This window comes from Chryseobacterium endalhagicum (assembly GCF_016745235.1).
Classification (GTDB): Bacteria; Bacteroidota; Bacteroidia; order Flavobacteriales; family Weeksellaceae; genus Chryseobacterium; species Chryseobacterium endalhagicum.
Genome location: NZ_JAELVM010000002.1, coordinates 976,679 through 996,183, shown reverse-complemented (window position 1 = coordinate 996,183; position 19,505 = coordinate 976,679). Strand labels below are relative to the sequence as shown.

Genomic DNA, 19,505 nt, shown 5'->3' with positions numbered 1-19,505 from the left:
AGTATTATAAGGTAATTGCTTTTCCACCTGCTTTAGCAATAAGCTCTTCAGCAGATTTAGTGAACTTGTCAGCAGAGATTGAAACCGCAGATTTCAATTCTCCTCTACCCATAATTTTCACTAATTCGTTTTTAGAAACTAAACCGTTCTCGATCAAAACTTCTTTCGTGATATCTCCAGTGATGGATTTGTTCTCGATTAAAATTTGGATGGTATCAAGGTTTACTCCTCTAAACTCTTTTCTGTTTACGTTTTTGAAACCGAATTTAGGTAATCTCCTTTGTAAAGGCATCTGTCCACCTTCGAAACCGATTTTCTGAGAATAACCAGCTCTAGCTTTCTGACCTTTATGTCCTTTCGTAGCAGTACCTCCTTTTCCTGTACCCTGACCTCTACCAATTCTTTTTGAATTGAAAGTAGATCCTGCAGCAGGTTTTATGTTATTTAAATTCATTTTAATTTCTTTTGTTAAAAATTATTTTTGAACTTCAAGTAAATGACTAACTGCAGCTATCATTCCTAAGATAGAAGGAGTAGCTTCGTGTTCTACAACTTGGTGAAGTTTCTTAAATCCTAATGCTTCAAGCGTTCTCTTTTGGGTTTTTGTTCTTCCAATAGCGCTTCTTACTTGCTTTACTTTGATTGTTGCCATTGTTCTAATATTAACCGTTAAACACTTTACTTAGAGAAACTCCTCTCATTCTTGCCACCTCTTCAGGTCTTCTGATATCCAATAACGCTTTGAAAGTAGCTTTCACCACGTTGTGAGGGTTAGAAGATCCTTTAGATTTTGAAAGGATGTCATGGATACCAGCAGATTCCAATACCGCTCTTACCGCACCACCGGCGATAAGTCCTGTACCGTGAGAAGCAGGTCTTAAGAAGATATCTGCACCACCGTATCTGGCAGTAGTCTGGTGAGGAATTGTGTGGTTCATTACAGGAACTTTCACAAGGTTTTTCTTAGCGTCTTCAACAGCTTTAGCAATTGCAGAAGCTACTTCTTTAGATTTTCCAAGACCGTGACCGATTACTCCGTCTTCGTTACCTACTACTACGATAGCAGAAAATCCGAAAGCTCTACCTCCTTTGGTTACCTTTGTTACTCTGTTAACAGCTACGAGACGATCTTTTAATTCTAATCCTCCCGGTTTTACTCTTTCTATATTATCTAGTCCTAACATATTTTCCGAAATTTTTATGATTAGAATTTAAGTCCACCTTCTCTCGCTCCATCAGCAAGAGCTTTCACTCTACCGTGGTAAACGAATCCGTTTCTGTCAAATACAATACTTTCGATTCCTGCAGCAACAGCTTTGGCAGCGATAGCTTTACCTACAGCAGCAGAAACTTCAGTCTTAGTACCATTAGCGTCAACACCTTTCTCTCTTGAAGAAGCGGAAACTAAAGTTGTACCATTTTTATCATCGATTAACTGAGCGTAAATTTCCTTATTACTTTTATATACAGATAATCTTGGCAATTCAGAAGAACCAGAGATTTTCCCTCTTACTCTTCTTTTGATTCTTATTCTTTTTTCTAATTTACTTAATGCCATAATACTTATAATTTATTAAGCAGATTTACCAGCTTTACGTCTAACAATTTCTCCTACGAATTTAACACCTTTTCCTTTGTATGGCTCAGGCTTTCTGAAAGAACGGATCTTAGCAGTAACCATTCCTAGAAGTTGCTTGTCATGAGACGTTAAAGTAATAATTGGGTTTTTACCTTTTTCAGTCAATGTATCTAATTTTACTTCGCTTGGAAGTTCTAATACGATACCGTGAGAGAATCCTAAAGCTAACTCAAGTTTTTGACCTGTGTGTGAAGCTCTATATCCTACCCCTACTAGTTCTAGTTTCTTCTCGAAACCTTTTTCAACACCAACAATCATGTTGTTGATCAACGCTCTGTATAAACCGTGAAGCGCTTTGTGCTGCTTAGAATCAGATGGTCTGTTTACATTAAGCTCGCCATCTTTCTGTTCTAAAGTAATTCCTGCTGTAAGCTCCTGAGAAAGTTCTCCTTTAGGACCTTTAACTGTTACAACACCGTTATTTTCAGTGACTGTAATTCCAGCTGGAATTGTTATAATTGCTTTACCAATTCTTGACATTTTCCTCTGATTAAAAATTAATAAACATAGCAGATTACTTCACCGCCTACTTTTTCTTCTCTAGCTTTCTTGTCAGTCATTACTCCTTTAGAAGTAGAGATAACAGCTATACCCAAACCGTTCAGTACTCTTGGAAGTTCTGTAGAACCTTTGTACTGTCTTAAACCTGGTCTAGAAGCTCTCTGGATAGATTTAATAGCCGGTTTGTTAGTTTGCTTGTCATACTTTAAAGCGATTTTGATCGTACCTTGAACAGCGCTATCTTCAAACTTGTAGTTTAAGATATACCCTTGATCAAATAAGATCTTAGTAATCTCCTTTTTGATTTTCGATGCAGGAATTTCCACCACTTTGTGGCCTGCGCTTTGTGCGTTCCTTACTCTTGTTAGGAAATCTGAAATTGGATCTGTTACCATTTTTCTATTTTAAAATTATTGGTTAAAGACAATCAGTTTTGCAAAGACTTGAAGAGTAAAATATCAGACTTCAGAAAATCTTAGGTCTGATATTTTTGATCTTTAGTATCTGAACAACTTAATCGTCCCGATTAATTAGTAATTATTACCAACTGGCTTTTCTTACACCTGGGATAAGACCGTTATTTGCCATTTCTCTGAAAGTTACTCTGGAAATACCAAACGTTCTCATGTATCCTCTAGGTCTTCCTGTTAGTTTACATCTGTTGTGTAATCTTACAGGAGAAGCGTTTTTAGGTAATTTCTGAAGTCCTTCATAATCACCAGCTTCTTTTAAAGCTTTTCTTTTGTCAGCGTATTTAGCAACTAGTGCTTCTCTTTTGCGCTCACGCGCTTTCATTGATTCTTTAGCCATTTCTTAGTTCTTTTTAAATGGTAAACCGAAGTGAGTTAATAAAGCTTTCGCTTCTTTATCTGTTTTCGCACTTGTTACGAAAGTGATGTCCATCCCCTGGATTTTTTTCACTTTGTCAATTACGATTTCAGGGAAGATAATCTGCTCAGTAATACCTAAGTTGTAATTACCTCTACCATCGAACCCGTCTGCCTTGATACCAGAGAAATCTCTGATACGTGGTAAAGCAGAAGAAGTAAGTCTGTCTAAGAATTCATACATTTTATGAGCTCTCAATGTTACTTTAGCACCTACAGGCATACCTTTTCTCAATTTGAAAGCCGCTTCGTCTTTCTTAGAGATAGTACCTACTGCTTTCTGGCCGGTAATCATTGTTAATTCTTCTACAGCGTAATCAATGATTTTCTTGTCTGCAGTGGCATCACCTAATCCTTGAGATAGGATGATTTTTTCCAATTTAGGTACCTGCATTACAGATTTGTACCCAAATTCTTCCATCATTGCAGGAACAATTTTCTCTTTGTAAATATTTTTGGGTCTTGCTATAAATTCCATGTGTTAATTCAAATTATAAAGTTTCACCCGTTTTTCTATTGATTCTTACTTTCTTATCTCCATCGATTTTATAACCGATTTTGATAGCTTTTCCGTCTTTACCAACTAAAGCCACGTTTGAGATATGAATAGAAGCTTCTTTTTCAGTGATTCCACCTTGAGGGTTAGAAGCTGAAGGCTTAACGTGTTTTTTAACGATGTTAAGTCCTGCAACAATAACTCTAGGGTCTTTTCCTTCTTTTTTGATCACTTCAATAACTTCACCTGTTTTACCTTTGATATCTTTCTTACCAGTAGTAATGATGACGTTATCTCCTCTTTTTATTTTTAACTTTGACATTTTCTTTTAAAAATTTTAAAAATTAAAGTACTTCAGGAGCTAATGAAATGATTTTCATATATTCTTTGTCTCTCAACTCACGAGCAACCGGTCCGAAAACACGTGTTCCTCTCATTTCTCCCGCTGCGTTTAGTAATACACAAGCATTGTCTTCGAATTTGATGTATGAACCATCTTTTCTTCTAACTGCTTTTTTAGTTCTTACTACTACAGCTTTAGATACCTGACCTTTTTTAGCATTTCCTGATGGCGTAGAATCCTTGATAGTAACAACGATTTTATCACCAACTGAAGCATATCTTCTTCTGGTTCCTCCCAGAACTCTGATAACTAGTACTTCTTTTGCACCTGTGTTATCAGCAACTTTTAATCTTGATTCTGTTTGTAACATTATTACTTAGCTTTTTCAATGATTCTTACTAATCTCCATCTCTTGCTCTTGCTCAAAGGTCTAGTTTCCTGGATAAGAACTGTATCGCCTTCTGTGCATTCGTTGTTCTCGTCGTGTGCAGTATATTTTTTCGTTTTCAAAACGAATTTACCGTACATCGGGTGTTTCACTCTCGTAGTCTCACTTACAACAATGGTCTTTTCCATTTTATTGCTGGAAACTATTCCGATTCTTTCTTTTCTTAAGTTTCTTTCCATAATGTATGAAAATCTTATTGTTGTTTAGTGGTTAACTCAGTGTTTAATCTAGCGATTGTTCTTCTCAAATCTCTGATTTGAATCGGGTTTTCAATTGGACTGATCTTGTGAGCCAATTTCAGTTTTGAATATTGAGTTGTCAATTCAGCAAGTTTTGCCTGAATATCACCCGCGCTTAAATTTTTAATATCAGCTTGTTTCATTGTATCAAAGATTATAGAGGTTTAACAAAATCGTTAGCAACTACGAATTTAGTAACTACCGGTAATTTCTGAGCTGCAAGTCTTAAAGCTTCTTTAGCGATTTCGTAAGATACTCCACCGATTTCGAACATGATCTTACCTGGTTTTACTACAGCTACCCAATATTCCACAGCACCTTTACCTTTACCCATACGTACTTCGGCTGGTTTCTTGGTAATAGGCTTATCCGGGAAGATTTTGATCCATAGCTGACCTTCTCTCTTCATATATCTCGTCGCAGCGATACGGGCAGCTTCGATTTGTCTTGCAGTGATCCAAGCACCTTCTATAGCTTTGATTCCAAATGTTCCGTAAGCCAGTTGATTACCTCTTTGAGCAATCCCCTTCATCTTCATCTTGTGAACTCTACGGAATTTGGTTCTTTTTGGTTGTAACATAATTTCTAAATTTTAGATTTTAGATTTTAGATTTTAGATTTTTTATATTTTAAAAAAGTAACGGTAATTTAAAATTCAAAATTTCTAACCTAAAATTTTTAATTATTATTGTTATTATTGTTATTTTTTCTAGGTCTTCTGTTGTCTCTGTCTCCTCTGTTTCCGCCTCCTGAAGGACCTCCTTTCTTCTGTTGTCCCACTAGTGGAGCAAGTTCTCTTTTACCGTAAACTTCTCCTTTCATGATCCAAACTTTCACTCCTAGTCTACCATAAGTAGTGTGAGCTTCAGCCCAGTGATAATCGATATCAGCTCTGAAAGTAGACAATGGGATTCTTCCTTCTTTGAAAGATTCGCTTCTTGCCATTTCAGCTCCGTTCAATCTACCAGAGATTTGAACTTTGATACCTTCAGCACCCATTCTCATTGTACTTGCCATCGCCATTTTAACAGCTCTTCTGTAAGAAATTCTGTTTTCGATCTGCTTAGAGATGCTGTCAGCCACTAATACTGCGTCAAGTTCAGGTCTTTTGATTTCGAAAATGTTGATTTGAATATCCTTACCTGTAAGTTTCTTCAATTCTTCTTTCAATTTATCAACTTCCTGACCTCCTTTACCGATGATAAGTCCCGGTCTTGCAGTAGTGATTGTCACTGTTACTAATTTCAGTGTTCTTTCAATATAAATTTTTGAAATACCACCTTTAGATAATCTAGCTTCAAGGTATCTTCTGATTTTGTAGTCTTCCGCGATTCTGTCTCCATAATCGTTTCCGCCAAACCAGTTAGAATCCCATCCTCTGATGATACCTAATCTGTTACCAATTGGATTTGTCTTCTGTCCCATACCTTGATTAATTTTCTTTATTACCTAAGATTAATGTAACGTGGTTAGATCTTTTTCTGATTCTATACCCTCTACCTTGCGGAGCTGGTCTTAGTCTCTTCAATTGTCTTGCACTATCCACGAAGATTTCTTTAATGATAAGGTTTGCTTCTTCAATATCAGCACCTTCATTTTTAGTCTGCCAGTTTGCCATAGCAGAAAGAAGTAATTTCTCTAACTTGTTAGATGCATCCTTCTTAGAATATTTTAGGATATAAAGAGCTTTATCTACCTGCTCTCCTCTAATGATATCAGCAACTAATCTCATTTTTCTTGGAGATGATGGGCAGTCATTTAATGAAGCTTTTACAACGTCTTTGTTAGCTTCTTTTCTTGCGATTGAACTATCTTGTTTTCTTGATCCCATGATTATCTGCTTCCTTTGTTTTTGTTACCACCATGACCTCTGAAAGATCTTGTTGGAGAAAATTCGCCTAACTTGTGACCTACCATGTTTTCTGTAACATAAACCGGGATAAAAGATTTCCCGTTGTGTACTGCAATAGTTTGTCCTACGAAGTCCGGAGAGATCATCGATGCTCTAGACCAAGTTTTAATAACTGTCTTCTTACCAGACTCTATGTTTGTCTGAACCTTCTTATCTAAAGTATGATGAATGAATGGTCCTTTTTTAAGTGATCTTGCCATAATTATTTTCTTTTAGATACGATGTAACGGTTAGACACTTTGTTTTTCTTTCTAGTTTTGTAACCTTTAGCCGGCTTACCGTTTCTAGATCTTGGGTGACCTCCAGAAGAACGTCCTTCACCACCTCCCATTGGGTGATCTACAGGGTTCATTACTACCGGTCTAGTTCTAGGTCTTCTACCTAACCATCTGCTTCTACCAGCCTTACCTGAAACAGTTAACTGATGATCAGAGTTAGAAACAGATCCAATCATTGCATAACACTCAGTAAGGATCATTCTAGATTCTCCTGAAGGCAATTTGATGATGGCATATTTTCCGTCTCTTGAAGTTAATTGAGCTGAAGAACCAGCACTTCTTGCTAAAATAGCACCTTGTCCAGGCTTCATTTCAACACAAGAAATTACAGTACCCAATGGAATGTTTTTCAATTTCATTGCGTTCCCTACATTCGGTTCTACGCTTTCTCCTGAAACTACTTTCTGATCTACTTTGATACCGTTTGGAGCGATGATGTATCTCTTCTCTCCATCTGCGTATTCTAATAAAGCGATAAATGCAGTTCTGTTTGGATCATATTCTACAGTCTTAACCGTTGCTTCAACGTCATGCTTGTTTCTTTTGAAGTCGATAATTCTGTATTTCTTTTTGTGTCCACCTCCGGTGTAACGCATGGTCATTTTACCAGTTTGGTTACGTCCACCTGACTTACTAATACCAACTGTTAGAGATTTCTCTGGTTTGTTGGTAGTAATTTCCTCAAAATTGTTTACAATTCTGAATCTCTGTCCTGGGGTGATAGGTTTTAATTTTCTAACAGACATTACTATTATTTATAATTAATAATTAATTTACAGCAAAAATATCGATAACCTCACCTTCAGCAAGTTTGATTACCGCTTTTTTCAATTTGTTTGTCTTTCCTACTTGAAGACCTTTTTTAGTGTACTTTGAAGAAACCTTCGGAGCATAAATCATTGTATTAACGTCTGCTACTTTTACACCGTAAGCTGCTTCAACAGCTTTTTTAATCTGGATCTTATTAGCCTTAGGATCTACTAAGAAAGAATAAGAACCTCTTAAATCTGTAAGGTAATTAGCCTTTTCTGAGATAACTGGTTTAATAATAAGTGACATGATTTATTTCTTTAAATTTTCTTGGAATTTCTCGATAGCACCTTCTAAGAATACGATCTCACCTGCATTGATTAGGTCATAAGAACTAATTTCGTTGTAAGTAAGAACTTTAGTCTTAGGTAGGTTTCTTGAAGACAAATAAACATTCTTGTTTGCTTCATCTAAAATGTAAAGAGATTTTTTACCTTCGAATCCTAAAGCGTTATTGATGTTGATAAACTCTTTAGTTTTAGGAGTTTCGAAATTGAAAGCCTCTAATACTTTAATGCTGTTGTCTCTCAATTTCTGAGAAAGAACAGATTTTTTAGCCAATCTCTTAAGAGCTTTGTTCAATTTGAATCTGTAGTCTCTTGGTTTTGGTCCGAATACTCTACCTCCACCTCTGAAAGTTGGAGATTTGATATCACCATATCTAGCAGAACCAGATCCTTTTTGCTTCTTAAGCTTTTTAGTAGAAGCAGTAATTTCGCTTCTTTCTTTTGCTTTATGAGTCCCTTGTCTTTGTGCAGCAAGGTACTGTTTAACTTCTAAGTAAACCGCGTGCTGATTTGGCTCAATTCCGAATACTGTTTCGTCTAGAGTTACTTTTCTTCCGGTCTCTTTTCCTGATGTATTTAATACTACTAGTTCCATTTTCTGATAATTACATAAGAATTTTTAGCTCCCGGAACAGCACCTTTTACTACTAAAAGATTTTGTTCTTGATCCACTTTTAATACCTGAAGGTTTTGTACAGTTACCTGCTTACCTCCCATTCTACCCGCCATTCTCATTCCTTTGAATACTCTCGAAGGATCAGATCCAGCACCGATAGAACCTGGAGCTCTAAGTCTGTTGTGCTGACCATGAGTAGCTTGCATTACACCTCCAAAGCCATGTCTTTTAACAACACCCTGGAAACCTTTACCTTTTGAAGTTCCTGTTACGTCAACAAATTCTCCTTCAGAGAATAAATCAACTTTTACTTCTTCTCCTACTTTCACTTCGTCTACGAATTCTCTGTAGAATTCTACCAACTTAGCTTTTGGAGCAGAACCAGCCTTTTTGAAATGGCCAGCTAACGCTTTACCTACGTTCTTTTCACTCTTGTCATCGAAACCTAACTGAACTGACTTGTAGCCGTCCTTTTCTATGGTTCTGACCTGTAAAACCGAGCATGGACCAGCCTGAATAACTGTACAAGGAATGTTTTTTCCTTCTTCGTTAAACAAAGACGTCATACCGATTTTTTTACCAATAATACCTGACATTGTTTATATTATAATAAAATTTATCTTTCTAATTCCTACATATTTAGGAGGTCTGAAGTAATTTCTACTTTTGATATAGGCATACTACGCCCCTAAAATGGAGTGTGCAAATTTATGAATATTTTTAGAACTGACAAATATTTCAGGTAAAATATTTTGATTTTTAATCAATTAGATGATTTTGAAAAAATTCGGACGAAATTTTCAGCGAAATTATTTTGGATTTTGAAAAATAAATTGAAAAGAAGTTTATTTTACAATAACCGTAACCCCTTTTTCTTCCAGTGCCACTCTGTTCTCTTCACAGATATCAGCATCCGTAATAAGATAATCCACCTTATCCAAAGGCGCAATCTTTCCAAAACCTTTTTTGTTCAGTTTCGAGGAATCCCCAAGAATCACCACTTTTTCGGAACATTCTATCATAAGCTGATTCAAATGTGCTTCTGCAGCATTCGATGTACTGATCCCGAAATCAATATCAATTCCATCCACACCCAGAAAAAGTTTGTTACATGAAAACTGTTTCAGAATTCCTTCAGAAATGGAACCTACTATGGAAGTAGAACTTTTACGGACTTCTCCGCCCAGCTGTATAATATTAATATTAGGATTATTGCAAAGCTCTATCGCTACTCTTAAAGAAGACGTAAGAACCGTAAGCGGGCCAAAGTTCACCAGCATCCTCGCAAGATAATGCATCGTGGTTCCTGAAGCGAGAATAATGCAGTCATTCTCCTGAATCAATTGTAAAGCCGCCTTGGCAATATTCTGTTTGGCCTCCACATTGATATTTTCCTTTTCATCCACATTTCTTTCGTAAGCATACCTTATATGCTTGCTTGCTCCTCCATGGTTTCGGAAAAGAAGCCCCAGGCTTTCGAGATAATTCAGATCCTTTCGGACCGTAACTGACGAAACATTGAACTTCTCACACAGATCCTGTACAAGAACATGCCCTTTTTCATCCAGCTCCTTTAATATGTCGTTATGCCTTGGTATTAACTTTTCCATTCTGATTCTTTCATCAAAAATACCATTTTTTTTCGAGACCGTTAAAATTTCATTTATTTTCTTTTTAGTTTCATTTTTAATTTATACATTTGAAAACGAAACATAAACGAAACATTTATGAAACGAAACGAAGAAATCAGTAAATTAACAAGTATCCAGGAATGGGACTTTATCGTCATTGGTGGTGGCGCCAGCGGTTTAGGATCAGCATTGGATGCAGCCAGCAGAGGATTCAAAACCCTTCTTCTGGAATCCCATGATTTTGCAAAAGCAACATCCAGCCGAAGCACCAAGCTGGTACACGGCGGTGTAAGATACCTTGCCCAGGGCGATGTAGGCCTTGTAAAAGAAGCCCTGAAAGAAAGAGGACTGCTTGCCCAGAATGCAGCACATGTAGTAAAGAACCAATCATTCATTATTCCCAACTATACCTGGTGGGGAGGAATCTATTATAAGATAGGACTGTCCATCTATGATTTCCTTGCCGGAAAACTCAGCCTGGGGAAAACAAAATACATCAGTAAAGCCAAAACCGTTGAAAAGCTTCCGACCATTGAACAGCACAACCTCGCAAGCGGTGTCGTGTATCAGGACGGACAGTTTGATGATGCCCGACTCGCCATTAATTTAACCCAGACTCTTATTGAAAAAGGAGGAAGTGCTGTTAATTATATGAAAGTAACCGGACTTCTGAAAAATGAATCCGGAAAAATAAACGGGGTGAAGGCAGAAGATCAGTTTTCCAACCAGCAGTATGAGCTTCGTGCAAAAGCGGTGATCAATGCAACAGGTGTATTCACGAATGATATCCTGAATATGAATAATCCCAAACATGGTAAATATGTTGTTCCAAGCCAGGGCATCCATTTGGTTCTGGATAAATCTTTCCTGAAAAGCGACGATGCCATCATGATCCCGAAAACTTCAGACGGCAGGGTTCTTTTTGTTGTTCCATGGCACGACAGAGCATTGGTGGGAACTACAGATACCCTTTTAGAAAGCCCGAGCTTTGAACCACACGCTCTGGAATCTGAAATTAATTTCGTTTTAAATACGGCCAGACAATATTTAGCCAAAAAACCGACGAGAGAAGATGTAAAATCAATGTTCGCAGGTCTGAGACCGCTTGCCGCTCCAAAAGAAGGAGGAAAAAGCACTAAAGAAGTTTCCCGAAGCCATAAGGTTATTGCTTCCGATACAGGTTTGGTTTCCATTATCGGTGGAAAATGGACCACTTACCGTAAAATGGCGCAGGACACCGTTGACAAGGCAGTAGAAATCCTTCATCTGAACGGAGGACCTTCTCAAACGGAAAACCTTTCTATCCACGGGAATATGAAAGCTGAGCTTGTAGACCGTACCAACCATCTGTATGTTTACGGATCAGATATTCCGGCTATAAAATCATTACAGGGCAGCAACCCTGAATATGCTCAAAAAATACATCCGGACCACGCTTTTACTATCGCAGAAGCGGTTTGGGCCATAAGATATGAAATGGCAGAAACCATAGAGGATATTCTCGCCCGAAGAGTCCGTCTTTTATTTTTAGATGCAAGAGCTGCTATCGACAGTGCTCATACTATTGCACAGCTTATCGCCAAAGAAAAAGGACACTCCCAGGAATGGGCCAACGAACAGGAAAAAGAATTTATTGAATTAGCAAAAGGATATTTGTTAACTCCTTACACTCCCAAAACTATTACTCATAACTAAAAATTTGCAGTATGAAGGAAAAACTGATTCTCGCTCTGGACCAGGGGACAACATCCTCCAGAGCCATTTTATTCAATCACAGCGGAGCTATAGAATACATCTCCCAGAAAAATTTTGAACAGATCTTCCCTACCCCGGGCTGGGTAGAACACGATCCCAATGAAATATGGTCGTCACAGATATCAGTGGCCGCCGAGATCATCGCCAAAGCTGGCATTTCCGGACTGGAAGTAGCCGCCATCGGGATTACCAATCAACGTGAAACCACCATAGTGTGGGACAAAGAAACCGGTGAACCTATTTACAATGCTATCGTATGGCAGGACAGAAGAACCGCCAAGTATTGTGATGAATTAAAAGAACAGGGCCACACCGACACCATCAAAGAGAAAACCGGACTTGTACTGGATGCTTATTTTTCAGCGACCAAACTGAAATGGATTCTGGATAACGTAGAAGGCGCAAGAGAAAAAGCGGCAGAAGGGAAAATATGTTTCGGAACCGTTGATACCTGGCTGGTATGGAAACTTACCCGCGGAAAAATGTTCATCACGGACGTTTCCAACGCGAGCAGAACCATGCTTCTTAATATCCACACCTTAGAATGGGATCAGGATCTTCTGGATTTATTTGATATTCCTAGATCTGTACTTCCTGAAGTGAAACAGAGCAGCGAAATCTACGGCGAGACAGCCACCACTCTGTTTTCCACCAAAATTCCGATTGCAGGAATTGCAGGCGACCAGCAGGCTGCTTTATTCGGACAGATGTGCATTACTCCGGGAATGGTAAAAAATACGTACGGAACAGGATGCTTCTTATTAATGAACACCGGAAAAGAAGCCGTTTCTTCTAAAAACAATCTTCTGACAACAGTTGCATGGAAAATCAATGGCGAAGTGAATTACGCACTGGAAGGAAGCGTATTTGTGGGCGGTGCAGCGATACAGTGGCTGAGAGACGGGCTTAAACTTATCCATACTTCCGAAGAAGTGAACGATCTTGCGGCAAGCGTTGAAGATAACGGAGGTGTTTATTTCGTTCCTGCATTAACAGGACTGGGTGCCCCTTACTGGGATCAGTATGCCAGAGGAACTATCGTAGGAGTAACCCGCGGAACTACTAACGGACATATCGCAAGAGCTACTCTGGAAGGAATTGCATTTCAGGTATATGATATTGTAAAAGCCATGGAAGCAGATTCCGGAAGACCAAGTCTTGAACTGAGAGTAGACGGAGGTGCTTCTGCAAGCGATCTTCTGATGCAGATACAGTCAGATCTTTTTGGTTTTAAAATCACGAGGCCGAAAACGCTCGAAACCACTGCTTTAGGCGCAGCTTATCTTGCAGGTTTAGCTGTCGGGTACTGGAAAGACATCAATGAGATCCAGTCTCAATGGGTTGTAGACGAGGATTTCCACCCAAAAGTAGACAAGGAAAAAGCGGATAAGATGATCCATTTCTGGAAAAAAGCGGTCACCCGTTCTCAAAACTGGATCGAAGATTAACTCCTAACTAAAAAAACTACTCATGACCCCATTTATCGCAGAACTTACAGGAACAATGCTTCTTATACTACTAGGCAACGGCGTTGTAGCCAATGTTGTCTTAAAAGATACCAAAGGAAACAATTCAGGATGGATCGTCATTACGACGGCCTGGGCGCTGGCTGTTTTCGTAGGAGTTACCGTGGCAGGCCCGGCAAGCGGCGCCCATCTGAATCCGGCCGTAACCATCGGTCTGGCTGCTGCAGGGAAGTTTTCATGGGACCTGGTTCCCACTTATATTGCAGCACAGATGCTTGGCGGAATGCTTGGTGCTTTCCTTGTCTGGCTGTTCAACAAAGATCATTTCGCTATTACGGAAGATGAAGGCGCTAAACTGGCATGTTTCAGCACCGGACCCGCGATCAGGAATACATTTTCCAATCTGATCAGTGAAATTATCGGAACTTTTGTACTGGTCTTTGTTATCTTTCATTTTTCAGATCCGAGTATTTCACTGAATGCCGACCCGACTGCAAAAGTAGGACTCGGTTCTGTAGGCGCTCTTCCTGTTACCTTACTGGTTTGGGCCATCGGTTTATCACTTGGCGGAACAACCGGCTATGCCATCAATCCTGCCAGAGATCTTGCTCCGAGGATCATGCATTCCCTGCTTCCTGTAAAAGGCGGCAGCGACTGGAGCTATGCCTGGATTCCTGTTGCAGGCCCTATCGTGGGCAGTATTATCGCAGCAGTTCTATTTGGAATAATACATTAAAAATACCCGATGAAATTTTTAAAAATTGCATGCCTGATGATTTTAGGCACAGGAAAGCTATTCTCTCAGGAGAACCAGGACGCGAAGGAAAATAACAGACTGGATTTTACAGCCAATATTCAAAACAACCATTTGTGGAGAGGATTGATCATTACAGACAAACCCGTAGTGATGGGAAATCTCTCCTATGCGCTGGATGCTGAAAAGAAATGGAAGATTGGGATCTGGGGAGCTTCGGCACTGGCTGATGATAAAGACGGGACTCATTATAAAGAGATCAACTATTATATCCAGTATTCCCATAACCGTTTTTATATTGGACTGTGGGATCTGTATAATTCCAGGAACATTAATACGGCTGTAGCTGCAGATGATATTTTCAGCTATTCCCAGAGAAGAACGGCCCACATTATCGACCTTAGGACCAATTATACGTTCGGACCTGCTTTTCCGCTTAATATTGAAGCTGATATCATGCTGTACGGAGGAGCCAATGCAGGTGAAGTAGTTCTGGAAGCCGACGGCAGCTATAAAAAGAATAAATATTCTACCTATATCCAGGCAAGTTATCCGGTGATTTCCGGGCAGAAGGTCAATCTGGACGCTTTTGTAGGCGCAGGATTTGCCCTGAACGACAGGAATTTCCTTTACGGAAACGGGAAAAACAGCTTCGATATTGTGAATGTAGGCGTAAAAGCCGGCAAAACCATTAAGATCACGGATCATTACAGTCTTCCGGTTTCTATGATGGCGATGTGGAATCCTTCCAATAAATACGCAAGAATTCAATTGGCGGCCACGGTATTCTAATCTGAATTTTTAACTTAATTATATAAGACCATTCCGTTTTGGAATGGTTTTTCTGTCTTTGTACTGATGGAAAGAATTCAACCACAAAAGGCACAAAAGTTTTTGATTTATTTAAACACTTAAGAACACATTAGTTTTTAAAAGTTTAACGACCCAGAAAACAGTAAGTTCACGTAAGACGAAAATCGAAGATTTTCATAAAACTTAAGTGTACTTTTTATTCATAAAGCTTGCCCCTTAAAATAACTAAAGTGTAAAAAAACTTTTGTGACTTTTGCGGTTTAAAAATTCTTTTCTTCATTATTCCCTCAAACCTCCAATCACCGGGTTTTTACGGTTTAATTTTTGCTTAAATAGTTTTACTTTTGAAAAAAAATATATGAAAAATATTTTCAGCTTAGTGATCTTATGCATCAGTGTTTTGTCTTTTGCACAGACAAAGGCTCCTTTTACCGGATACAGGAGTTTCGATATTGTTCAGGGCTTCAGTGGATCCGGAACGCCGCATTATTATCTGGATGTAAAGAAAAACGGAGATGTTCACTTCGGATTTGTTCAGGTGAACCAGGCAGACGGAACTGAAACTACCGAAGAAATGAATGCCGGAAAATACAATCCGAAAGTCATGAAAGTGGTGTTCAAAAAATATAAAGAAAATTTTTTCGTAAAATTCGATAAGGATCATATCTACCTTACAGACAAAGACGGAAATATCCAAAAATCTGAAGACTGCTGCTCCAGCATGGAAAGTGCCACACAGGATATCTGTACCTGCGAAAGCGAACTGTATAAACGATGAGAGCATTAAAGATCCTCTTCATTCTGCTTGTCATGGTCTCCTGTGGCAGGAAAGAAAGTCATCCTTATACTTTTTATTACTGGAAAACACATCTTAAGCTGGATCACAACGAGAAAAAAGCTCTGGATAAGGCTTCCGTTCCGTTTCTGTATACCAGATTCTTCGACATCGATAAGTCTGCCGGAAAATTTCAGCCGGTTGCTGTCATTACAAAAGATCAAAGCTTCCGGACGGAAAAGAAAATTGTTCCTACAGTTTTTATCACGAATCAGTCCATGTACCGTATCTCCGCAGAAGAAATCCGGTTTCTTGCGAAAAGCGTTCATGACCTGGTTCAAAAGAAAGCAAACGATTATAAACTGAATATCAGTAATGAAATTCAGATCGACTGTGACTGGACCGCAGGAACAAGGGATGATTATTTTAAATTCTTAAGGGAACTGAAAAAGGTCTCGGGAAAAGAAATTACCTGTACTCTGCGTCTTCATCAGGTGAAAGATAAAAGCCAGACCGGAATTCCGCCGGTAGAAAAAGTGTATCTGATGTGCTACTCTACTTCCTCGCCGCTGGAAAATTCCAATAAAAACTCGATTCTGGATGTGACCGTTTTAAAAAGCTATCTTTCCGGACTTGAGAATTATCCCATTAAAAAAATTGAAGTCGCACTGCCGATCTATTCGTGGGGAATCGTAACGAATCACCTTGAAAAGCACAAATTGATCAACGCTTTATCTAAAAAGGATCTTCAGAATCCAGGATTCAAAAAAATTACAGATAATGAGGTGGAAATTATGAAGGACGGTTTCTATTTCGGGAATTATTTAAACAAAGGCTTCAGGATAAAGGTTGAAGAAATATCGCAGGAACAGCTGCAGGATGTAACGGGTTTCCTCGAGAAAAAAATCCCGCATTTTAATGTAATTTATTATCAATTAGATAGTAAATTTGTAAGCAACCGGGATTTCTAACGATTTATCTCCTGCAGATTGAGCACATTAAGCAGCATTTAAATCCTGCTGAAAAATACATCAAGGCATTAAAGCTTTGAATTTATTGATTCATTAATTTAAAATAAAAACACCCTCCAACTATATGAAAAAGTATATTCTTTCACTGGCGGTTCTATCGCTTTTTTATACAAAATCTGACGCGTGCGCGTGGTCAGACCCCGATTATGAATATTTCAACCTGTTTACGCAGAGCATCATCAAGGATAAATCTTATCTCCCTTTCCTGCTTACCTATTCCAACAGGTTTTATGGTGACTATAAAGGAATGCAGATTCCTGATGACAATATTGAAACCTGGAAAAAGTTTTTCAATAACCAGCTGAACTACGCAGAAACTGAAAACCTGGTCTACAAGATCAGCATGGATGATCTTAATGCGCTGAAAAACGGCCGTCCTTCCAATCCTCTGCTGCAGAAACTGGGAACTGGATTTTATCAGAAATACAAAGAAGGCATCGATTATTTAATTGAAGCCAAGTATCTGGAACCTTACATGAGCATTAATTATGTGGAAAGTAAGGATTCCTTTTACGGGAATGGTCCTTCAAGCGATGTGAATGCCACTTCCATTGATTATGCAAAAACAGTCAATGCTCTGACGTCTCTGTACAACGCTACAAGAAATCCGGAGATCAAACAGCGTTACGGATATCAGCTGGTCCGTTTCAACCATTACACCAGAAATTATGATGCCGCACTGGAAGCTTTCAAAACTTATATAGAACCCATCAAGCAGAAAGGGACAGTATACTTTATGGCCCTTGATCAGCTGGCGGGAGCTCAGAGGGGGAAAGAGATGAACGCTGACGCGAACTGGAATTTCTTCCAGGTTTTTATGAACAGTAAAGACCGTAAGGAATCTGCCTTTGTATCGATGAAGCTTTCGGATACGGCTTCTTTCAGCAATATCATGAAGCGGGCAGGCACGAGCGATGAAAAGAACATGGCTTATTTCCTGCTAGGCTACGAAGGGTTCTCGAATCCTATTCCCATCATGGAAAAAATGTACGACATCAACCCTGATTCTGAGATCCTGAAAGTGATGGCGGTAAGAAGCATCAATGAACTGGAAAGAAGCTATCTTCCGATTTATTATTATACTTCCGATGCCTCAGACAATGTGTATATGCGAAAAGGAAATACGGATGATCACAATAAAGATACCGGTTCTGCAGATTCAAAAACGACAACCACAGAAGTAAAAAAAGAGGAGAAACTTTCGTTCTGGCAAAAGATCGTAAGATTCTTTAAAAACCTTTTCGGAGGTTCTAAATCGGACAGCACCAATGGGGATAAAGCCGACCGCAGCAATGATGAGCTGCTGAACAATCCGGACAGAATTCCTTTCTACACGGAATCTGGCTACGGCTATGATGATAAGACCAAAGATTATCTGGATGACCTGGAAAAGTTCACGGAGAAAACCAAGAAAGTATCAAAGGATGAATACTGGCAGATCGCCGATGCTTATCTTAAATTCCTGAAAAAAGACTATGAAGCCAGCGCTGAAATTCTGGACGAGATCAAAACTACGAATCCTGAATATCTGGAAGAAATAAAAAGAATGAAAGTCCTGAATGATATTGTTTCCCATCCTAAAATAGACGCGGAATACGAGGATCATTTAATGAAAAACTACAGTGACTATTTCATCAAAAAAGAAGTAAAAAAAGACAGCACCAACACGGAGAATTACGATTATTACGGTGAAGCACCTTCTACGGCGGATTTCCTTAAAGATGTTCTGGCGAACCGCTATTTCCTTCAGGGGGAAGACGGAAAATCGTTCCTGATGAGCAACAAGCTGTCTGATCTTCAGTACAACCCAAATTCAAGTCTGGTAAAAAGCGTTGAGGATTTCTACAGAAAGCCTAACAAAACCCAGTTTGAACAGCAGATCATTGCTAAAAACATGGACAGTGTAGGAAATATTGATGCCTTCTTCAGCATGATTTATGGTGACAGAGCGATGAGACAGGCTGATTTTGAAAAAGCGAAATCTTATTATGAAAAAGCTCAGGGCTTTGCCGGAATTCCAAGGACTAATTATGAATGGACCGATAAGGGTGAAAAGATCACGGCTAAACAATATGCAGCCGGCGAATATAACGGATTCAAGGATATTTCGAACCTTGTTTTCGGGCATAACGTATGGGAAAGTTTCGGAAGTGCGGAAACGGAAAGTATGGAAGCTGAAGACTATTCTGCCTTCCCTTTCATTAAAGCCAGCATGAACAAACTGGAACTGACGGATGCTTTGATCCAGCTTAAAAAGATCAGTGCGGGAGCTGATGAAAAAGCAGCTAAAGCCAGCCAGCTGATCGGAAACCTTTTATACAATACTTCCAGCTTAGGATATTACCGTCAGTTGTTTGTAATGGACATCGACAACAGCAACGGCGGAAAGTATGATTTCTGGAACACGGACCGAAAAAATCCTTACAAGTATTATTATAAAAACTTCCTTTATACTACTTATATTGAACCGGACAATTTCGATCTGGCAATCAATTATTATCAAAAAACGCTGAAACTTTCAAAGGACAAGGAGCAAAGAGCAAGGGTTCTTTTCCAGATGGCCAGCGCAGAACAGGGTAAATATTACCAGTACGAAGCGAAAAATACAGCGACCATTAATTATTCGGATCCGCAGTATTCTGAAAAGGAGAAGGCGCATCAGACTGAACTGGACAACATCAGAAATGAAAAATACAGAACGTATTTTGCGCAACTGAAATCCCAGTATTCAGATACGGAAACGATGAAAGGACTGTCAGGAAGCTGCAGCTATTTCGGGTATTTTCTGAGAAAATAATTTCAACAATTATATACTAATAAAAAA

Annotated in this window: 28 protein-coding genes; 7 read left to right on the top strand and 21 right to left on the bottom strand. The window is 38.9% G+C overall.

Annotated elements, in window-relative coordinates:
* Positions 1 to 4: 4 nt before the first annotated feature.
* The 21 genes from rplO to JET18_RS14705 form a co-directional block, all read right to left on the bottom strand.
* Positions 5 to 454 carry a 50S ribosomal protein L15 gene (gene rplO, locus JET18_RS14805; protein ID WP_202092277.1) on the bottom strand — a complete coding sequence of 150 codons (450 nt, stop codon included), beginning with the start codon at positions 452 to 454 and terminating at the stop codon, positions 5 to 7.
* A gap of 21 nt (positions 455 to 475) precedes the next feature.
* On the bottom strand, positions 476 to 652 hold the full coding sequence (gene rpmD / locus JET18_RS14800; protein ID WP_007839493.1) for a 50S ribosomal protein L30: 177 nt from the start codon (positions 650 to 652) through the stop codon (positions 476 to 478).
* A 10-nt stretch (positions 653 to 662) separates the two neighbouring features.
* The gene (rpsE, locus tag JET18_RS14795) at positions 663 to 1,184 is read right to left on the bottom strand and encodes a 30S ribosomal protein S5 (protein ID WP_202092275.1); all 522 of its coding nucleotides are present in this window, start codon (positions 1,182 to 1,184) and stop codon (positions 663 to 665) included.
* Positions 1,185 to 1,204: 20 nt separating this feature from the next.
* On the bottom strand, positions 1,205 to 1,558 hold the full coding sequence (gene rplR / locus JET18_RS14790) for a 50S ribosomal protein L18 (RefSeq protein WP_202092273.1): 354 nt from the start codon (positions 1,556 to 1,558) through the stop codon (positions 1,205 to 1,207).
* 15 nt (positions 1,559 to 1,573) lie between these two features.
* Positions 1,574 to 2,119: a 50S ribosomal protein L6 gene (gene rplF, locus JET18_RS14785; RefSeq protein ID WP_202092271.1), complete on the bottom strand. Its 546-nt coding sequence runs from the start codon at positions 2,117 to 2,119 to the stop codon at positions 1,574 to 1,576.
* 17 nt (positions 2,120 to 2,136) lie between these two features.
* Positions 2,137 to 2,535, bottom strand: coding sequence for a 30S ribosomal protein S8 (gene rpsH / locus JET18_RS14780; protein ID WP_202092269.1), 399 nt, complete (start codon positions 2,533 to 2,535; stop codon positions 2,137 to 2,139).
* Positions 2,536 to 2,680: 145 nt separating this feature from the next.
* Positions 2,681 to 2,950 (bottom strand): 30S ribosomal protein S14, encoded by a 270-nt coding sequence (rpsN, locus tag JET18_RS14775; protein ID WP_047376574.1) that lies wholly within the window; start codon positions 2,948 to 2,950, stop codon positions 2,681 to 2,683.
* Positions 2,951 to 2,953: 3 nt separating this feature from the next.
* On the bottom strand, positions 2,954 to 3,505 hold the full coding sequence (gene rplE, locus JET18_RS14770; RefSeq protein ID WP_202092268.1) for a 50S ribosomal protein L5: 552 nt from the start codon (positions 3,503 to 3,505) through the stop codon (positions 2,954 to 2,956).
* 13 nt (positions 3,506 to 3,518) lie between these two features.
* A complete protein-coding gene (gene rplX, locus JET18_RS14765) occupies positions 3,519 to 3,845 on the bottom strand; it encodes a 50S ribosomal protein L24 (RefSeq protein ID WP_202092267.1) in 327 nt (108 codons plus the stop codon).
* Positions 3,846 to 3,867: 22 nt separating this feature from the next.
* Entirely contained in the window at positions 3,868 to 4,236 is a 369-nt protein-coding gene (rplN, locus tag JET18_RS14760) for a 50S ribosomal protein L14 (RefSeq protein WP_007839504.1), read from the bottom strand.
* A gap of 2 nt (positions 4,237 to 4,238) precedes the next feature.
* Positions 4,239 to 4,496, bottom strand: a complete 258-nt coding sequence (gene rpsQ / locus JET18_RS14755; RefSeq protein WP_053073319.1) for a 30S ribosomal protein S17 — start codon at positions 4,494 to 4,496, stop codon at positions 4,239 to 4,241.
* Between the two features lie 11 nt (positions 4,497 to 4,507).
* A complete protein-coding gene (rpmC, locus tag JET18_RS14750; protein WP_202092266.1) occupies positions 4,508 to 4,696 on the bottom strand; it encodes a 50S ribosomal protein L29 in 189 nt (62 codons plus the stop codon).
* An 11-nt stretch (positions 4,697 to 4,707) separates the two neighbouring features.
* Positions 4,708 to 5,133 (bottom strand): 50S ribosomal protein L16, encoded by a 426-nt coding sequence (gene rplP, locus JET18_RS14745; RefSeq protein ID WP_034738777.1) that lies wholly within the window; start codon positions 5,131 to 5,133, stop codon positions 4,708 to 4,710.
* Positions 5,134 to 5,231: 98 nt separating this feature from the next.
* A complete protein-coding gene (gene rpsC / locus JET18_RS14740) occupies positions 5,232 to 5,978 on the bottom strand; it encodes a 30S ribosomal protein S3 (RefSeq protein WP_040993530.1) in 747 nt (248 codons plus the stop codon).
* Positions 5,979 to 5,985: 7 nt separating this feature from the next.
* Positions 5,986 to 6,384 (bottom strand): 50S ribosomal protein L22, encoded by a 399-nt coding sequence (gene rplV / locus JET18_RS14735; protein WP_202092265.1) that lies wholly within the window; start codon positions 6,382 to 6,384, stop codon positions 5,986 to 5,988.
* Positions 6,385 to 6,386: 2 nt separating this feature from the next.
* Positions 6,387 to 6,665 (bottom strand): 30S ribosomal protein S19, encoded by a 279-nt coding sequence (gene rpsS, locus JET18_RS14730; protein ID WP_034702850.1) that lies wholly within the window; start codon positions 6,663 to 6,665, stop codon positions 6,387 to 6,389.
* 2 nt (positions 6,666 to 6,667) lie between these two features.
* Positions 6,668 to 7,489 carry a 50S ribosomal protein L2 gene (gene rplB / locus JET18_RS14725; RefSeq protein WP_184164778.1) on the bottom strand — a complete coding sequence of 274 codons (822 nt, stop codon included), beginning with the start codon at positions 7,487 to 7,489 and terminating at the stop codon, positions 6,668 to 6,670.
* A 22-nt stretch (positions 7,490 to 7,511) separates the two neighbouring features.
* Positions 7,512 to 7,802, bottom strand: a complete 291-nt coding sequence (gene rplW / locus JET18_RS14720) for a 50S ribosomal protein L23 (protein WP_202092264.1) — start codon at positions 7,800 to 7,802, stop codon at positions 7,512 to 7,514.
* Between the two features lie 3 nt (positions 7,803 to 7,805).
* A complete protein-coding gene (rplD, locus tag JET18_RS14715; protein WP_039364048.1) occupies positions 7,806 to 8,435 on the bottom strand; it encodes a 50S ribosomal protein L4 in 630 nt (209 codons plus the stop codon).
* A complete protein-coding gene (gene rplC, locus JET18_RS14710; protein WP_202092263.1) occupies positions 8,426 to 9,052 on the bottom strand; it encodes a 50S ribosomal protein L3 in 627 nt (208 codons plus the stop codon). Before rplC ends, rplD begins: the two co-directional genes overlap by 10 nt.
* A 249-nt stretch (positions 9,053 to 9,301) precedes the next feature.
* Positions 9,302 to 10,066 (bottom strand): DeoR/GlpR family DNA-binding transcription regulator, encoded by a 765-nt coding sequence (locus JET18_RS14705; protein ID WP_202092262.1) that lies wholly within the window; start codon positions 10,064 to 10,066, stop codon positions 9,302 to 9,304.
* 117 nt (positions 10,067 to 10,183) lie between these two features.
* Between JET18_RS14705 and JET18_RS14700 the strand changes: the two genes are divergently transcribed.
* From JET18_RS14700 to JET18_RS14670, 7 genes are all read left to right on the top strand, one after another.
* A complete protein-coding gene (locus JET18_RS14700; protein ID WP_202092260.1) occupies positions 10,184 to 11,782 on the top strand; it encodes a glycerol-3-phosphate dehydrogenase/oxidase in 1,599 nt (532 codons plus the stop codon).
* Between the two features lie 11 nt (positions 11,783 to 11,793).
* Positions 11,794 to 13,290 carry a glycerol kinase GlpK gene (gene glpK / locus JET18_RS14695; protein ID WP_202092258.1) on the top strand — a complete coding sequence of 499 codons (1,497 nt, stop codon included), beginning with the start codon at positions 11,794 to 11,796 and terminating at the stop codon, positions 13,288 to 13,290.
* A 22-nt stretch (positions 13,291 to 13,312) separates the two neighbouring features.
* Positions 13,313 to 14,044: an MIP/aquaporin family protein gene (locus tag JET18_RS14690; RefSeq protein WP_202092256.1), complete on the top strand. Its 732-nt coding sequence runs from the start codon at positions 13,313 to 13,315 to the stop codon at positions 14,042 to 14,044.
* 36 nt (positions 14,045 to 14,080) lie between these two features.
* A complete protein-coding gene (locus JET18_RS14685) occupies positions 14,081 to 14,854 on the top strand; it encodes a hypothetical protein (protein WP_202092586.1) in 774 nt (257 codons plus the stop codon).
* A gap of 379 nt (positions 14,855 to 15,233) precedes the next feature.
* Entirely contained in the window at positions 15,234 to 15,653 is a 420-nt protein-coding gene (locus tag JET18_RS14680) for a hypothetical protein (RefSeq protein ID WP_202092254.1), read from the top strand.
* On the top strand, positions 15,650 to 16,621 hold the full coding sequence (locus tag JET18_RS14675) for a hypothetical protein (protein WP_202092252.1): 972 nt from the start codon (positions 15,650 to 15,652) through the stop codon (positions 16,619 to 16,621). Before JET18_RS14680 ends, JET18_RS14675 begins: the two co-directional genes overlap by 4 nt.
* A gap of 124 nt (positions 16,622 to 16,745) precedes the next feature.
* Positions 16,746 to 19,478 carry a hypothetical protein gene (locus JET18_RS14670; protein WP_202092250.1) on the top strand — a complete coding sequence of 911 codons (2,733 nt, stop codon included), beginning with the start codon at positions 16,746 to 16,748 and terminating at the stop codon, positions 19,476 to 19,478.
* Positions 19,479 to 19,505: the final 27 nt, after the last annotated feature.

Bases quoted from the DNA above. Each gene is read 5' to 3' on its own strand.
- rplO (WP_202092277.1), bottom strand. From the start codon at position 454: ATGAATTTAAATAACATAAAACCTGCTGCAGGATCTACTTTCAATTCA.
- rpmD (WP_007839493.1), bottom strand. From the start codon at position 652: ATGGCAACAATCAAAGTAAAGCAAGTAAGAAGCGCTATTGGAAGAACA.
- rpsE (WP_202092275.1), bottom strand. From the start codon at position 1,184: ATGTTAGGACTAGATAATATAGAAAGAGTAAAACCGGGAGGATTAGAA.
- rplR (WP_202092273.1), bottom strand. From the start codon at position 1,558: ATGGCATTAAGTAAATTAGAAAAAAGAATAAGAATCAAAAGAAGAGTA.
- rplF (WP_202092271.1), bottom strand. From the start codon at position 2,119: ATGTCAAGAATTGGTAAAGCAATTATAACAATTCCAGCTGGAATTACA.
- rpsH (WP_202092269.1), bottom strand. From the start codon at position 2,535: ATGGTAACAGATCCAATTTCAGATTTCCTAACAAGAGTAAGGAACGCA.
- rpsN (WP_047376574.1), bottom strand. From the start codon at position 2,950: ATGGCTAAAGAATCAATGAAAGCGCGTGAGCGCAAAAGAGAAGCACTA.
- rplE (WP_202092268.1), bottom strand. From the start codon at position 3,505: ATGGAATTTATAGCAAGACCCAAAAATATTTACAAAGAGAAAATTGTT.
- rplX (WP_202092267.1), bottom strand. From the start codon at position 3,845: ATGTCAAAGTTAAAAATAAAAAGAGGAGATAACGTCATCATTACTACT.
- rplN (WP_007839504.1), bottom strand. From the start codon at position 4,236: ATGTTACAAACAGAATCAAGATTAAAAGTTGCTGATAACACAGGTGCA.
- rpmC (WP_202092266.1), bottom strand. From the start codon at position 4,696: ATGAAACAAGCTGATATTAAAAATTTAAGCGCGGGTGATATTCAGGCA.
- rplP (WP_034738777.1), bottom strand. From the start codon at position 5,133: ATGTTACAACCAAAAAGAACCAAATTCCGTAGAGTTCACAAGATGAAG.
- rpsC (WP_040993530.1), bottom strand. From the start codon at position 5,978: ATGGGACAGAAGACAAATCCAATTGGTAACAGATTAGGTATCATCAGA.
- rplV (WP_202092265.1), bottom strand. From the start codon at position 6,384: ATGGGATCAAGAAAACAAGATAGTTCAATCGCAAGAAAAGAAGCTAAC.
- rpsS (WP_034702850.1), bottom strand. From the start codon at position 6,665: ATGGCAAGATCACTTAAAAAAGGACCATTCATTCATCATACTTTAGAT.
- rplB (WP_184164778.1), bottom strand. From the start codon at position 7,489: ATGTCTGTTAGAAAATTAAAACCTATCACCCCAGGACAGAGATTCAGA.
- rplW (WP_202092264.1), bottom strand. From the start codon at position 7,802: ATGTCACTTATTATTAAACCAGTTATCTCAGAAAAGGCTAATTACCTT.
- rplD (WP_039364048.1), bottom strand. From the start codon at position 8,435: ATGGAACTAGTAGTATTAAATACATCAGGAAAAGAGACCGGAAGAAAA.
- rplC (WP_202092263.1), bottom strand. From the start codon at position 9,052: ATGTCAGGTATTATTGGTAAAAAAATCGGTATGACGTCTTTGTTTAAC.
- JET18_RS14705 (WP_202092262.1), bottom strand. From the start codon at position 10,066: ATGGAAAAGTTAATACCAAGGCATAACGACATATTAAAGGAGCTGGAT.
- JET18_RS14700 (WP_202092260.1), top strand. From the start codon at position 10,184: ATGAAACGAAACGAAGAAATCAGTAAATTAACAAGTATCCAGGAATGG.
- glpK (WP_202092258.1), top strand. From the start codon at position 11,794: ATGAAGGAAAAACTGATTCTCGCTCTGGACCAGGGGACAACATCCTCC.
- JET18_RS14690 (WP_202092256.1), top strand. From the start codon at position 13,313: ATGACCCCATTTATCGCAGAACTTACAGGAACAATGCTTCTTATACTA.
- JET18_RS14685 (WP_202092586.1), top strand. From the start codon at position 14,081: ATGATTTTAGGCACAGGAAAGCTATTCTCTCAGGAGAACCAGGACGCG.
- JET18_RS14680 (WP_202092254.1), top strand. From the start codon at position 15,234: ATGAAAAATATTTTCAGCTTAGTGATCTTATGCATCAGTGTTTTGTCT.
- JET18_RS14675 (WP_202092252.1), top strand. From the start codon at position 15,650: ATGAGAGCATTAAAGATCCTCTTCATTCTGCTTGTCATGGTCTCCTGT.
- JET18_RS14670 (WP_202092250.1), top strand. From the start codon at position 16,746: ATGAAAAAGTATATTCTTTCACTGGCGGTTCTATCGCTTTTTTATACA.